Origin of the sequence: Nocardia vaccinii NBRC 15922 (assembly GCF_001613305.1) — a bacterium.
GTDB lineage: Bacteria > Actinomycetota > Actinomycetes > Mycobacteriales > Mycobacteriaceae > Nocardia > Nocardia vaccinii.
Map to the genome: position 1 here is coordinate 461,006 of NZ_BDCC01000012.1, position 14,480 is coordinate 475,485.

Annotated in this window: 13 protein-coding genes and 2 tRNA genes; 3 read left to right on the plus strand and 12 right to left on the minus strand. The window is 66.3% G+C overall.

Features of this window, described 5'->3' with window-relative positions:
• Positions 1-66 precede the first annotated feature (66 nt).
• The 3 genes from NV1_RS10680 to leuC form a co-directional block, all read right to left on the minus strand.
• Positions 67-693, minus strand: coding sequence for an HU family DNA-binding protein (locus NV1_RS10680; protein ID WP_067888543.1), 627 nt, complete (start codon positions 691-693; stop codon positions 67-69).
• Between the two features lie 165 nt (positions 694-858).
• On the minus strand, positions 859-1,458 hold the full coding sequence (gene leuD, locus NV1_RS10685; RefSeq protein ID WP_067888546.1) for a 3-isopropylmalate dehydratase small subunit: 600 nt from the start codon (positions 1,456-1,458) through the stop codon (positions 859-861).
• A gap of 97 nt (positions 1,459-1,555) precedes the next feature.
• The gene (gene leuC / locus NV1_RS10690; protein WP_067889018.1) at positions 1,556-2,980 is read right to left on the minus strand and encodes a 3-isopropylmalate dehydratase large subunit; all 1,425 of its coding nucleotides are present in this window, start codon (positions 2,978-2,980) and stop codon (positions 1,556-1,558) included.
• Positions 2,981-3,257: 277 nt separating this feature from the next.
• Between leuC and NV1_RS10695 the strand changes: the two genes are divergently transcribed.
• Both NV1_RS10695 and NV1_RS10700 read left to right on the plus strand, forming a co-directional pair.
• Positions 3,258-3,959: an IclR family transcriptional regulator gene (locus tag NV1_RS10695; protein WP_067888549.1), complete on the plus strand. Its 702-nt coding sequence runs from the start codon at positions 3,258-3,260 to the stop codon at positions 3,957-3,959.
• Between the two features lie 74 nt (positions 3,960-4,033).
• Entirely contained in the window at positions 4,034-4,534 is a 501-nt protein-coding gene (locus tag NV1_RS10700) for a PPOX class F420-dependent oxidoreductase (RefSeq protein WP_067888552.1), read from the plus strand.
• A 184-nt stretch (positions 4,535-4,718) separates the two neighbouring features.
• On the opposite strand, the gene NV1_RS10705 is transcribed toward NV1_RS10700, so the two are convergent.
• From NV1_RS10705 to NV1_RS10720, 4 genes are all read right to left on the minus strand, one after another.
• A tRNA-Glu gene (locus tag NV1_RS10705) sits at positions 4,719-4,791 on the minus strand.
• A 43-nt stretch (positions 4,792-4,834) separates the two neighbouring features.
• Positions 4,835-4,906, minus strand: a tRNA-Gln gene (locus NV1_RS10710).
• Between the two features lie 121 nt (positions 4,907-5,027).
• Positions 5,028-6,542, minus strand: coding sequence for a glutamate--tRNA ligase (gene gltX, locus NV1_RS10715; RefSeq protein ID WP_067888555.1), 1,515 nt, complete (start codon positions 6,540-6,542; stop codon positions 5,028-5,030).
• 16 nt (positions 6,543-6,558) lie between these two features.
• Complete coding sequence (locus NV1_RS10720; protein WP_067888558.1) at positions 6,559-7,332, minus strand: fumarylacetoacetate hydrolase family protein; 774 nt, start codon at positions 7,330-7,332, stop codon at positions 6,559-6,561.
• Between the two features lie 161 nt (positions 7,333-7,493).
• On the opposite strand from NV1_RS10720, the gene NV1_RS10725 reads away from it, so the two are divergent.
• Complete coding sequence (locus NV1_RS10725) at positions 7,494-8,672, plus strand: MFS transporter (RefSeq protein WP_084525244.1); 1,179 nt, start codon at positions 7,494-7,496, stop codon at positions 8,670-8,672.
• A gap of 228 nt (positions 8,673-8,900) precedes the next feature.
• On the opposite strand, the gene NV1_RS10730 is transcribed toward NV1_RS10725, so the two are convergent.
• The 5 genes from NV1_RS10730 to NV1_RS43395 all read right to left on the minus strand — a co-directional run bounded on the left by NV1_RS10730 (position 8,901) and on the right by NV1_RS43395 (position 14,437).
• Positions 8,901-9,908: a 3-isopropylmalate dehydrogenase gene (locus tag NV1_RS10730; RefSeq protein ID WP_067888561.1), complete on the minus strand. Its 1,008-nt coding sequence runs from the start codon at positions 9,906-9,908 to the stop codon at positions 8,901-8,903.
• Positions 9,909-10,416: 508 nt separating this feature from the next.
• Positions 10,417-12,015: a phosphoglycerate dehydrogenase gene (gene serA / locus NV1_RS10740; RefSeq protein ID WP_067889024.1), complete on the minus strand. Its 1,599-nt coding sequence runs from the start codon at positions 12,013-12,015 to the stop codon at positions 10,417-10,419.
• A 366-nt stretch (positions 12,016-12,381) separates the two neighbouring features.
• Entirely contained in the window at positions 12,382-13,533 is a 1,152-nt protein-coding gene (locus NV1_RS10745; protein WP_067888566.1) for an ATP-binding protein, read from the minus strand.
• 212 nt (positions 13,534-13,745) lie between these two features.
• A complete protein-coding gene (locus NV1_RS10750) occupies positions 13,746-13,949 on the minus strand; it encodes a cold-shock protein (protein WP_040749676.1) in 204 nt (67 codons plus the stop codon).
• Positions 13,950-14,269: 320 nt separating this feature from the next.
• Positions 14,270-14,437 (minus strand): hypothetical protein, encoded by a 168-nt coding sequence (locus NV1_RS43395; protein WP_157116758.1) that lies wholly within the window; start codon positions 14,435-14,437, stop codon positions 14,270-14,272.
• Between the last annotated feature and the right edge of the window lie 43 nt (positions 14,438-14,480).

A 14,480-nucleotide genomic window follows, 5' to 3' on the forward strand; every position in this document is an offset into this window, starting at 1 on the left:
AAAAATGTGCCGATATACGAATCGGCCCCGGCCTGATGAGCCGGGGCCGATTTGTCGTGAAAGACCTCAGCGGCGGGCGGTCCGCTTCGCAGCGGTCTTCTTCGCCGTGGTCTTCTTGGCGGCCGTGGTCTTCTTCGCCGTGGCCTTGGCTGCCGTGGCCTTCTTCGCAGGAGCCTTGGCGGCCGTGGTCTTCTTGGCGGTGGTCTTCTTGGCGGCCGTCGTCTTCTTGGCCGCGGCCTTCTTGGCAGGAGCCTTGCTCGCCGTCTTCTTCGCCACGGCCTTCTTGGCGGCCGTGGTCTTCTTGGCGGCGGCGGTCTTCTTGGCCGCGGCCTTCTTGGCGGCGGCCTTCTTCGCCGCACCCGACACCGGCGCTGCCACACCGCGTTTCACGGCCGGGCCGGAGGCCGCGACCTTCTGCTTCCCGGCGATTATCGCCTTGAACTGTGCACCCGGCCGGAATGCAGGGACCGAAGTGGGCTTGACCTTGACGGTTTCACCGGTACGCGGGTTCCGCGCCACTCGCGCAGCGCGCTTGCGCTGTTCGAACACACCGAATCCGGTGATGGTGACGCTGTTGCCCTTGTTCACCGCGCGCACGATCGTGTCGACAATCTGCTCGACTGCCGCAGTGGCCGTGCGCCTGTCAGTACCCAACTTTTCGGTCAGAACGTCGATCAGTTCCGCCTTGTTCATTGAATCCTCCGCAGACTAATGGCCCGTCGTCGGACCGACTAGGTACCACGGTAAACCCTCAATGGGCAAGAGTCTATGTGCCACGCCAAATTTCATGTGGTGTGGCACACGCACAGCTACCGCGATTGGCGGCTCTCAGCTAACGCCTAGGGCGGATTAGGCCCGCTAATTAGGCGTCGGAATGGTCGTGGGTTTCCAACCTGGCCTTGCCTTTTCGAACCGGTCGATAGCCTCTTCCTGACGGAGAGTCAGTCCGATGTCGTCCAAGCCCTCGAGCAGACGCCACCTGGTGTAGTCGTCAATTTCGAAGGGCAACACGACGGTTCCAGTCGCCACTGTGCGCGCCTCCAGGTCGACGACCAATTCCTGACCGGGTCGTTCCTCGAGCAACTTCCAGAGCAATTCGACATCATGTTGTGACATACGGGCCGCCACCAGCCCGCCCTTACCGGCGTTGCCGCGGAAGATGTCACCGAAGCGTGCGGAGATCACGACCCGGAAGCCGTAATCCAGCAACGCCCAAACGGCGTGTTCGCGTGAGGATCCCGTACCGAAATCCGGGCCCGCGACCAGGACACTGCCCCGGTTGAACGGTTCGTTGTTGAGAATGAACGTCGGATCCGAGCGCCAGGCCGCGAACAACCCGTCCTCGAATCCCGTGCGTGTGACTCGCTTCAGATAGACCGCGGGGATGATCTGGTCGGTATCGACATTGGACCGGCGCAGCGGCACCCCGATCCCCTTGTGCACCTTGAAGGGTTCCATGAGTTCTCCTGAGTATGTGGCGGCATGAACGGTCAGGCGCGGAGGCGGCAGCGGAGCATATCCACGTAGCGCCCGGCTCATGCCGAAATATTTACGATCAGTTCAAGTCCGCAGGTGAGGACAGGGTTCCGCGGACCGCGGTGGCCGCCGCGACCAGCGGCGAAACGAGATGCGTGCGCGATCCTTTGCCCTGCCTGCCCTCGAAATTGCGGTTGGAGGTCGACGCGCAGCGCTGGCCGGGAGAAAGCTGGTCGGGATTCATGCCCAGGCACATCGAACATCCGGCCTGGCGCCATTCCGCGCCCGCCGCGGTGAAAATCTCGCCCAAACCCTCGGATTCGGCCTGCGCGCGCACTCGCATCGACCCGGGCACGATCAGCATGCGCACGCCGTCGGCCACCGTACGACCCTCCAGCACCGACGCCACCGCACGAAGATCCTCGATCCGGCCATTGGTGCACGAACCGACGAAAACGGTGTCGACCGCGACATCCCGAAGCGGAGTACCGGGCTCCAAATCCATATAACGCAATGCCTTCTCGGCGGTCTCGCGCTGTGTTTCATCCGCCATTTCCGCCGGGTCGGGCACGGACGCACCGAGCGGGGCGCCCTGTCCCGGGTTCGTACCCCAGGTCACGAACGGGGTCAGCGAGGAAGCGTCGATATGCACCTCGGCGTCGAATTCGGCGTCGGGGTCGGTCTTCAGCGCCTCCCAGGCCGCCACCGCCGCATCCCAGTCCGTGCCCTGCGGTGCGTGTGGACGGCCTTTCAGGAATTCGTAGGTGGTCTCGTCGGGGGCGACCATGCCCGCCCGCGCACCCGCCTCGATGGACATATTGCACATGGTCATCCGCGCTTCCATCGACATCGAACGCACGGCCTCGCCGCGATACTCGATGACGTAGCCCTGGCCGCCGCCGGTGCCGATCTGCGCGATCACCGCCAGGATGACGTCCTTGCTGGTGACGCCGTGCGGCAGCTGACCGTCCACGGTGACCGCCATGGTCTTGAACGGCCGCAGCGACAACGTCTGCGTGGCCAGGACGTGTTCGACCTCGCTGGTGCCGATACCCATCGCCAGCGCGCCGAACGCGCCGTGTGTGGAGGTGTGCGAATCACCGCACACCACGGTCGTGCCCGGCTGGGTCAGCCCCAGTTGCGGACCGACCACGTGCACGATGCCCTGCTCGATATCGCCCATCGGGTAGAGCCGGACACCGAATTCCTCACAGTTGCGGCGCAATGTCTCGACCTGGGTGCGCGAGGTCGGGTCCGCGATCGGCTTATCGATGTCGACGGTCGGGACGTTGTGGTCCTCGGTGGCGATGGTGAGATCGGGCCGACGTACCGGGCGTCCGGCCTGCCGCAGTCCGTCGAACGCCTGCGGGCTGGTCACCTCGTGCACCAGGTGCAGATCGATGTAGATGAGGTCGGGCTCGCGCGCCTCGCCCTCGCCCTGACCTCGGGCGACGACATGCTCGTCCCAGACCTTCTCCGCCAGTGTGCGTGGCCGTTCGGCCATCGGTATCACCTCTGTGTTTTTGGCCTCCGCTTCGCTCCGGCGTGTTCGCGGCCCCGAAGGCTCGCCGTTCAGCACTCGAGACTCGGGCTTCGCCCATGCGCTTCGAGCGCTGAACGGCGAGCCGGCCGCGAACGGTCGCTCGAAGGCTCGCTCCGTGCGGAGCGAGTTGAGAGCGGAAGTTGCGTGGTTGTGTTGTTGATGTGTCGGCCCCGCCGGGCTGGGCGGGAGTGTCGGACGGGTTTGCAAATCTCATTATCTGAGACTTAAATATCGTCCTATGAGACAGCATAGCGGTATCGGAGTGCTCGACAAAGCCATGACCGTGCTTTACGCGGTGGCCGAGCAGCCCTGCGGCCTCAACGAGCTGTGCGCGCGGACCGGACTGCCCCGGGCGACCGCGCACCGGCTGGCCGTGGGCCTGGAAACGCACCGCATGCTGGCCCGCGACGCCAACGGCCTGTGGCAGCCGGGGCCCGCACTGTCCGAGCTCGCGAGCACAGCGCAGGATCCCATGCTCGACGCCGCGGCCGTCGTGCTGCCCAGGCTGCGCGAGATCACCGGCGAAAGTGTGCAGCTCTACCGGTTGGACGGCCATTCGCGGATCGCGATCGCGGCCCTGGAACCCGCCTCCGGACTGCGCGACACCGTCCCGGTCGGCGCGCGCCTTCCGCTGACCGCGGGATCGGCGGCCAAGGTCCTGCTGGCATGGGCGGATCCGGAACTGCAGCGCAGCGTGCTGGCCGACGCGGTCTTCGGCGAGCGCGCCTTGGCCGAGGTGCGCCGGCGCGGCTGGGCGCAGAGCGCGGCCGAGCGGGCGGCCGGGGTGGCCAGCATCTCCGCGCCGGTGCGCGATTCGTCCGGGGCCGTCGTCGCCGCGGTCTCGGTGTCCGGACCGATCGACCGGATGGGACGTCGTCCGGGTGCGCGCTGGGCCGCGGATCTGGTAGCGGCCGCGGACGCGCTGCACAAACGCCTGTAGCCGGGGCACAGCGGCTCCGAGATGTGACGAAGACCGTGTGACGCGCACCATACGCCGTAAACTACAGTCGGCCCATGGGAGTCAATCAACGCGCACAGATCGTGATGTCCGACGACGAGATCACCGGATTCCTCGAGCGCAGCCGCATCATCACGCTGGCCACGCTCGGCCCGAAGGGCCTGCCGCATCTGACCGCCATGTGGTACGGCCTGGTGAACGGCGAGATCTGGTTCGAGACCAAGGCCAAATCCCAGAAGGCGGTCAACATCCGCCGTGATCCCCGAGTGACGGTGCTGGTCGAGGCCGGTGACAGCTACGACCAGCTGCGCGGGGTGTCCATCGAGGGCCGCGCGGAGATCGTGGACGACGCCGAGGCGCTGTTCGAGGTGGGCGTGAGCGTCTGGGAGCGCTACACCGGCCCGTACACCGAGGAGGTGCGCCCGATGGTGGAGGCGATGCTGAACAAGCGGGTCGCGGTCCGGCTGGTACCCGAACGCACCCGCAGCTGGGATCACCGCAAGCTCGGCATGCCGGAGATGCCCGCGGGCGGCTCGACCTGGCCCCTGCAGAACTGACCCTCACCACCCCAGCCGCCCAGACAGCACCGGACTCCAGACAGCACCGCCCCTGACGCAACCAGCTGCACCGGGGTCCGGGGGGCGAAGCCCCTCCGGACAGGGTGTGGGGCCGTGCCCCCACAAGATATGGCGAAACACAAACGGCTCATGCTCTCCATGAGCATGAGCCGTCCATTGTGTGTAGCCCCGACGGGATTTGAACCCGCGCTACCGCCTTGAGAGGGCGGCGTCCTAGGCCGCTAGACGACGGGGCCAGGACGAGTGTTCAACCGGATCGAACGACCCGGAGACACTCCGCTGGGGTACCAGGACTCGAACCTAGAATGGCTGAACCAGAATCAGCTGTGTTGCCAATTACACCATACCCCAATGACCTGGGCGTTCTACCTCCATCCCGGTGGGCTGGAGGCTCGTTTCCGGGCCGGGGAGAAGATTACCAGTCCCCTCCCCGATTTATACAAATCGCCTGGTCAAGCGGGGTCGAACGCGCTCAGATCGTAGTTGCGGCGGCTCGCAGCCGCTGCATGGTCACCTCTCGGCCGAGCAACTCCAGCGATTCGTACAGCGGCGGGCTGATGTGCGAACCGGTGACGGCCACTCGCACTGGTGCGAACGCCTTACGCGGTTTGAGGCCCAGATCGTCCACCAGAGCGGTTTTCAGCGCCGCTTCGAGTGCGATTGCCGACCAATCCGAAATATCCTCCAGCGCGGCGATGGCGGCCCGCAACACGGGCGCGGCATCGGGTCCGAGATTCTTTTGTGCCGCCGCCTCCTCGACAGTGAACTCCGCGGGCGGCAGGAACAGGAACTTCAACAAGTCCCAGGCGTCCCCGAGAACCACGATCCGGGTCTGCACCAACTCGGCCGCGGCCGAAAAAAGCGCATCGTCCACTTCCGCGCCGATGTGCCCCTGCCCGGTGAGGTAGCTGCGCAGCCGATGAGCGAAATCCGCGGGCTCCAGCAAACGAATGTGCTCGGCGTTGACGGCGTCTGCCTTCTTCTGGTCGAACCGGGCCGGATTCGAATTTACTTTCGATATGTCGAATGCCGCCACCATCTCCTCCATCGAGAAGATGTCCCGGTCCTCGCCTATGCTCCAGCCGAGCAAAGCCAGGTAATTCAGCAAACCCTCGGGAATGAATCCCCGGTCGCGGTGTACGAACAGATTCGACTCGGGGTCGCGTTTGGACAACTTCTTGTTGCCCTGCCCCATCACGAAGGGCAGATGACCGAACTGCGGAGTGAACTCCGCGACCCCGATCCGGCCCAGCGCCTCGTACAACGCGATCTGCCGCGGAGTGGAGGACAGAATGTCCTCACCGCGCAGTACGTGGGTGATCTTCATCAACGCGTCGTCGACAGGATTGACCAGTGTGTACAGCGGTTCGCCGGTACTCCGGGTGATCGCGAAGTCAGGCACCACGCCGGCCCGGATGGTGGTCTCGCCGCGCACCAGATCGCGCCAGACGATGTCCTTGTCCGGCATCCGCAGCCGGATCACCGCACCGCGGCCCTGCGCCTTGAAATCGGCGATATGCTCGGCGGTCAGGTCACGGTCGAAGTTGTCGTAGCCGAGCTTCGGATCGCGTCCCGCAGCGCGGTGCCGAGCCTCGACTTCCTCTGGGGTGGAGAATGATTCGTACGCTTCGCCCGCCTCCAGCAACCTCCGGACGATGTCCATGTGCAGGTCCCGGCGCAACGACTGCCGGTACGGCGCATACGGTCCGCCGACCTCCGGACCCTCGTCCCAGGTCAGGCCGAGCCAGCGCAGCGCGTCCAGCAGCGCGTGGTACGACTCGTCGGAATCGCGTGCGGCATCGGTGTCTTCGATGCGGAAGACGAATGCGCCGCCGTGATGCCGGGCGAAGGCCCAGTTGAACAACGCCGTCCGGATCAGCCCTACATGCGGCGTGCCGGTCGGCGACGGGCAGAAACGGACCCGTACGTCTGTCGCGGGGGATGGTGAGCCGGCGGAGCTTGCGGAGCCGGCGGGGTGGGTAAGCACAAGCCCTACTTTCCGATCAACGTTTGGCGGCAACAGGATTGGTGAGGGTACCGATACCCTCGACCGTCACAGAGACGGTCTGCCCGTCCTGCATCGGTCCTACACCCTCGGGAGTGCCGGTGAGGATGACATCGCCGGGCAGCAGCGTCATCACGGTGGTCACCCATTCGATCAGCTTCGGAATATCGTGCAGCAGAAGTGATGTCCGGCTGCGCTGGCGGACCTCGCCGTCGAGTTCGGTGACGATCTCCAGATCCGTTGGGTCCAGCTCGGTTTCGATCCACGGGCCGAGCGGGCAGAAGGTGTCGTAGCCTTTGGCTCGGGTCCACTGACCGTCGTGCCGCTGCTGGTCGCGCGCGGTGACATCGTTGGCGACGGTATAACCGAGGATCACCTCGCGGGCGCGGGCGGCGGGCACGTCCTTGCACGGGCGCCCGATGACGATCGCCAGCTCGCCCTCGTAGTCGACCTGAGAGGAACTGGGCGGCAATACGATTGCCGAGTTCGGCCCGGCGATCGCGGTGTTGGGCTTGAGGAAGATCACCGGATCCTCCGGCGCCTCACCGCCCATCTCGCGGGCGTGCGCGGCGTAGTTCTTGCCGACACACACCACCTTGCTGGCGAGGATCGGCGCGAGCAGCCGGACATCGGCCACCGGCCAACTGCGGCCGGTGAAGGTGGGCGTACCGAACGGGTGTTCGGCGATCTCCTTGGCGACACCATCGGAGGTGCTTCCTTCGATGCTCACGAACGCGACCCCATCGGGGCTGGCAACTCGACCTAGACGCATGGTTCGCAGTCTATCCACCAGGTGGTATGGGCCCGACCACCCGGTCTGCACTGCCGCGACGGAAGAACTGCCTCGCATGCGGCCGCGGGCCGGGTGTACGGTGAGCGATAAGTTCATAGAATAAGATTTCAATCCCAATATTTGAGATATGAGGTGAGGATATGGTGGCCGTGGCCCAGCTGAGCACCAACCGGCGGTGGGTCATGCTCGGCCTCGGACTCTTCGCCCAGGCCGCCAGCGCGGTGATGAGCAACGGTGCGCCATTCCTGTTGCCCGCCCTCACCGAACGCGGAATGCCCTTGGCCACAGCCGGTCTGCTGGTGGCGATGCCGATGGTCGGCATGGTCTGCACGCTGGTCGCCTGGGGTTACGCGGTGGACCGGTTCGGCGAACGCGCGGTGCTGGTCGTCGGGCCGCTGCTGATGTTCGGCGCGGGCGCGACCGCGGCCGCCACCACGAACTACCTTGCGCTGGGCGCATTGCTGCTGCTGGCCGGAATAGGCGCGGCGAGCACCAACGGCGCGAGTGGACGGGTGATCGCGGGCTGGTTCCCGCCCGATCAACGCGGATTCGCCATGGGAATCAGGCAGACAGCGCAGCCGCTCGGCGTCGGCATCGCGGCCCTGGCGATCCCGGCAATCGCGGCGGCACACGGCTTTTCCACGGCGGTACTGGTTCCCGCGGTGATGGCCGGTATCGCCGCGATCGGCTGCGCGATCGGGATCATCGATCCGCCGCGCCCCGAACGTTCTGCGACACAAGTTGTTTCAGACAATCCGTACCGCGGCGATACAACACTGTGGCGCATTCACGCCGTCTCGGTCCTACTGGTGATCCCGCAGGCGACGGTCTGGACATTCGCACTGCTGTGGCTGAATCACGGTGTCGGACTGTCACTTGCGATCGCGGGCGTTCTCGTCACAGTGACGCAGATCCTGGGTGCGGCGGGCCGCATCGGCGCGGGAATCTGGTCCGATCGCCTCGGCAGCCGCCTACGACCCCTTCGCACTATTGCGATCACAGCAGTGATTTCGATGGCCGCCCTGGCCTTTTCGGCATGGCTGCACTGGTGGTGGGCAGCGCTGCCGATCCTGGTGATCGCGTCGGTCATCACCGTCGCCGACAACGGCCTGTCCTTCACCGCCGTAGCCGAAATCGCCGGCCCGTTCTGGAGCGGCCGCGGCCTCGGCATCCAGAACACCGGCCAGTACCTCGCCACCGCCGCGGTAGCTCCCACCTTCGGCGCCCTGATCACCGCCGCGGGCTTCCCCGCCGCCTATCTCGCCGCCGCGGCCTTCGCCATCGCCGCCGTCCCGCTCGTCCCCCGAGACCGTCGCTAGCTCCCGCACAACCCCGCCCGAGCCGGACGCGAGGGCGGCTCAGGGGCGCAAGTTCGTTCCACTCGGAATCTATTCTGCGAGAACAAGGTCGAACTGGAGAACCGAAAAAGCTTGTCTACCTGGGTATTCCCGATCAAGTGTCCGACGGGCGACAATCCCAACGTTGAGACTACAACCGAAATGCCCCGCGCCCGAAGACATTCGGGCGCGGGGCCTGGTCGCCGTTGCTCAGAGCGAAGCGGCGATCCGGTCACCGATCTCGACGGTGGAAGCGGTGCCGGAGCGAGTGGACAGGTCCTTGGCGACGGCGGATTCGATGCGGGCGGCCTCGTCGGTCCGGCCGAGGTGGTTCAGCAGCAGGGAAACCGACAGGATCGCGGCGGTGGGGTCGGCCTTGGACTGGCCCGCGATGTCGGGGGCGCTGCCGTGCACGGGCTCGAACATGCTCGGGTTCACGCCCGAGGCATCGATATTGCCCGAGGCGGCCAAGCCGATACCGCCGGAGACCGCGGCGGCCAGATCGGTGATGATGTCGCCGAACAGGTTGTCGGTGACGATCACGTCGAAGCGGCCCGGATCGGTGACCATGTGGATGGTCGCGGCGTCGATGTGCTGGTAGCCGACCTCGATATCCGGGAATTCCGCGCCGACCTCGGTCACCGTGCGCTGCCACAGCGAACCGGCGAAGGACAGCACATTGGTCTTGTGCACCAGGGTCAGATGCTTGCGACGCTGCTGGGCGGCGGCGAAGGCGTATCGCACCACGCGTTCGATGCCGAAACGGGTATTCGTGCTGACCTCGGTGGCGACCTCGTGCGGGGTGTCCACGCGGATCGCGCCGCCGGTGCCGGTGTACGGCCCCTCGGTGCCCTCGCGCACGACGACGAAATCGATCTCCGGATCGCCCGACAGCGGACTGCGCACGCCCGGGAACAGCCGCGACGGCCGCAGATTCACGTGATGGTCCAGCGCGAACCGGGTGTGCAGGAGTAGTCCGCGCTCCAGCAGTCCGCTGGGCACCGACGGATCGCCGATCGCCCCGAGCAGGATCGCGTCGTGCTGCTTCAGCTCGGGCAGCACCGAATCCGGCAGCACCTCACCGGTCTCGTGGTATCGCTTGGCGCCCAGGTCGTAGTGGGTCTTCTCGACACCCGGCACGACCACGTCGAGCACCTTGAGCGCCTCGGCGATGACCTCGGGACCGATACCGTCACCGGGGATGACAGCCAGTTTCATATGACAACGCTCCGTTCGTTCACGCTCGTGGCCCATACCGGATATGTGGCCGAATCAGCCGGTCCGGCCGAGCGGGACGATCCCGGCGGCTGCCGCGGTACCGAGCCGATCGGCCATGCGATCACACGCGCCGATCGCAAGCATCGGTCACCTTATCCGTAGCCCGAATCGGTGCCGTAACCAGGGCGAGCGGCTCTCAATCAGTGAGATTCGGACTCCTGCGACCGGATCCGCGCAGTCTCCTACCCGACGCATCTCCGGCCACCGGCACAGCGTCCGATGATCACCACCGCCGAAGCCGCCGCACTTCTCGTCGTTTCCCGATCGGCTGCCCGCAGCCGGGTCACGCAGGTTCGTCTCATATCTGCGCGCCGGAGTCGCGGCCACGCCTTCTCCGGCGCGTTCCGATCCCGCGGTGTCCGATTACCCGAACTCGTTCGGTACGCGAAAAACACTGTGCGCGAACCGATCCTGCAGAGGATCGGTTCGCGCACAGGGTAAGCGGGACTCAGCTCAGGTCGACCTGGACGACCTTGGTCGCGCCGACGGCCTGCGCGATGGAGGCCTGCACGTCGGCGGGAACCTCGGTGTTCACCCGCAGGACCACCGTCGCGCCCTCCTTGTCGATGTCCTGGCTCAGCTGGGCGGCCTGGATGTCGATTTCGGCCTCGCCCAGGGCGGTGCCGATCCGGCCCAGCGCGCCGGGCCGGTCCTCGTAGTTCAGCACCGCGAGATTCAGGCCCTCGGCGCGCATATCGTAGTTGCGGCCGTTGATGTTGACGATCTTCTGCACCAGCTCCGGCTCGGTCAGCGTGCCGGAGACGTTCAGGGTGCGGCCGTCACCGAATACCGCGCGCATGTCCACCACACTGCGGTGCGAGGGGCTCTCGGTGGCGGTCGTGACGGTCGCCTCGATCCCCCGCTCCTTGGCCAGGGCCGGGGCGTTGACGAAGGTGACCGGATCCTCGATCAGCGCCGAGAAGATGCCGCGCAGCGCCGAAAGTTCCAGCACCGCGACGTCGTACGCGCTCAGCTCGCCGCGCGCCTGCACCTCCAGGCCGACCGGCAGCTCGTCGGCCAGCGCACCCAGCAGCACACCCTGCTTGCGCACGAGTTCCAGCCACGGTGCGACGAACTCGTCCACCGCGCCGCCGGTCACGTTCACCGCGCCGGGTACGAATTCGCCTGCGAGAGCGAGCAGTACGGACTTGGCCACATCGGTGCCCGCGCGATCCTGCGCCTCGGAGGTGGACGCGCCCAGGTGCGGGGTGACCACGACCTGCGGCAGGTCGAACAGCGGGCTGTCGGTGCAGGGCTCGGTCTCGTACACGTCGATGCCCGCGCCACGCACATGCCCCGACTTGATCGCGTCGGCGAGGGCCGCCTCGTCGATCAGCCCGCCACGAGCGGCGTTGACGATGATGACGCCCGGCTTGGTCAGCGCCAGCTTCTCCGCGGACAGCAGGCCCTTGGTCTCGGGGGTCTTGGGCAGGTGCACCGAGATCAGGTCGGCGCGGGCGAGCACCTCGTCCAGCTCGAGCAGTTCGATGCCCAGCTGCGCGGCGCGCGCGTGCGAGACGTAGGGGTCGTAGGCGACGATCTTGGTTTCGAACGCGGCCAGGCGCGCGGCGAACAACTGGCCGATGCGGCCGAGGCCGATCACGCCGACGGTCTTGCCGAAGATCTCGACGCCGTTGAACTTGCCGCGCTTCCAGGTGTGCTCGCGCAGGGTGGCGTCGGCGGCCGGGATCTGGCGCGCGGTGGACAGCAGCAGGGTGACCGCGTGCTCGGCGGCGGTGTGGATGTTGGAGGTCGGCGCGTTGACGACCATCACACCGCGCTCGGTGGCGGCCGGTACATCGACGTTGTCCAGGCCGACACCGGCCCGCGCGACGATCTTCAACCGCCGGCCGGCGTCGAGGACCTCGGCGTCGACCGTCGTGGCGGAGCGGACCAGCAGCGCGTCGGCCTCGGGCACCGCGGCCAGCAGAGCGGGCCGATCGGGCCCGTCGACCCAGCGCACCTCGACACCGTCGCCGAGCGCATCGACGGTCGACTGGGCGAGCTTGTCGGCGATCAGAACAACAGGACGGCCATTTTGGCTCACAACTGCACCTCGCTGGCGCTCGGCTCCGTCGTACGCCATGGGCGCTGTATCAATGGTTCGCTCGCAAGCTCGCTCACTGGGGGCACTCCTGGGAAAGAGGGGGATCGGCATTTACCGGGGCCAAGCTTAATGGGCTCGTCTGCGCCGGGGAGTGCGGGTGGTCGGATCGCGCCGCACCTCCGCACCGGGGGTGACCTCGGTCTCACCGACACCGAGACGAGTACCTCCCCAGCATCGGATGCGGTCTCGCCCCGCGCCCCGGAAAACCACATGACGCGTCCATGATCGGCTCTCGCGGATCACCGGTCACGCGTCCGCACCACAGCATCTCGCACTCGGATGCACGCGGAGGCGACGCCCTGCCTCTCAACCCGCCTGTGCGCGCTCCTCCTCGAGTCCGCGCATCGCGTAGACCCGCTCGAGGAAGTCGCGGTGGGCACGCAGCGTGGAGTCGAGCAGTTCGCGCCAGGTGCGGCGGTCGATGCGGGCGTCGCTGTCCAGGGAGGAGAGCGAGGCGGGGCGGAGGCTGTCGATGTGGTCGACGATGAAGGTGCGCCGGCGTCGGGGGAACTGATCGCCGATGCGGGGATTCTCGGTCAGGAACGTATCCAGCGCGTAGAGGTAGTTGATCGCGCGTCGATGAGCGCGTGCAGCTTGTCCACCACCGCGACTCGCTCCCCCGCGATCTGCCCGAGGGAGTAGATCTCCGCCACGCGGGCGCGTTCGAACAGCGCCACGACGACGTCCGGGCGCGGATCGGAGTCCTCGGCGATCTGCTGCAAGGTATCGAGCAGACTGCGTTGCGGCCCGAGCGACAATGCCAGGCGCACAATGCTTTCCACATGTCCCGGATCCTCGAGCGCGGCGCGGTCCTTGTTGGCCACCAGGATTCGCGCGGCGGCGGTCGCCGATTCGCCAAACAGCTTGTCGCCCGGCGCGATCGCCTCCAGCTTCGGTGGTGCCGCGCTGCGGGGCGGCGATCCCGTCCAGCGGGCCGACCGACGGGTAGTAGTCGCTCTCGGTGTCGTGCACCATATCGTCCAGGTCCAGGATGATATGGGAGACAGGCCATCCGGCCTCGGTGCGATCCCGCTCGCCGCTGCCCGCGCTGATCACCTCGATGGTCCGGCAGATCCCGAAGGCGGCCAGCTTGCCGATTCCCTTGCGGCCCATGACCGGTCGGCTGCGTTCGCGCGAAAGATCCGAGCCCGTGCGGATTCTCCGGTCCGAACCGACCATCAGATAGTGCTCGTTGACCTCGTCGGCGGTCATGCCGTGGCCGTTGTCGGTCACGACGATCTCGTAGGGCGCCTCCTGCGCGCCGCGCGCGGTACCCGCGAGGGTCACTCCCCACGGCAACCACACCGCCACTTCACTGGTGTCGGCGTCGTAGGAATTGGCGATGAGTTCGGCCAGCACCGCCGAGACTCGGTCGTAGAGGCGGATTCCCAGCTTGTCGATGGCCAGCCGGCTGATCCGCATCGTGTACTTGTGGTCGGACCGCACATCTTCGTCCATGGTTCGGGCCTTCCGACGCCCGCGGGCAGCCGCTGTTCAGCCACCACCACTGACACCATGCTGCGTGCCCCCGTTGACCAGGGGTTGAACGGTAAACGTCCAGGTCGTCACAAGGAGATTCCGGATTCGATGGTCCAGCCGGGGCGAAAGCGGCACCCGGAAACGCGAAAGGCCCCGCACCACGATGGTGCGGAGCCCTCAAGTCAGGTGACTCAGATCACGCGAACGCCCTGGGCCTGCGGACCCTTCTGGCCCTGGCCGATCTCGAACTCCACGCGCTGACCCTCGTCGAGCGACCGGAAGCCGCTACCGGAAACAGCCGAGTAATGCACGAACACATCCGGACCACCGTCGTCCTGAGCGATGAACCCGAAGCCCTTCTCGCTGTTGAACCACTTCACTACGCCTTGCGCCATTTCATACCTTCTGTAGACGAGCCAGGCCGGCCAACGTCCGCCGAACCCGGTCTCGATGTTCCAGACTGCCAGCCCGGCGGCTGCCGCGCCACTGTGATTTCGCGGAACGGGCGTTTGCGGCCGGTATGCCAGCAGATCGGCCGGACCCCAGTTGAGCACCCGTTATGATACCGATATAGGTAAAACTGCCGACCGATCCGATCATTCCGTACCTCGCGTCACCAGACCTCGTCATCGAATCGAAATAAGCGGCGGCCGGTCTCGGGCAATTACTGCCCGAGACCGGCCGCCGAGTCGATTCAACCGACCGTTGTGCGAGCTCAGCCGCCGAAAGACCCAGTCCACGGCGTGTTCAGGATCCCGTGGAACGCAGCGCTGCCGGTGCTGAACAGACCGTGCAGAGCGGCGGAACCGGTGTCGATGATAACGGGGATCATGGACTTTCCTTTCATTGTCGTCATCCGGCCGAACCGGCTTTCGACAGGCATATCGAGCACCTTGAAACACTCGTTAGCCAGAATTGCGGAAAGG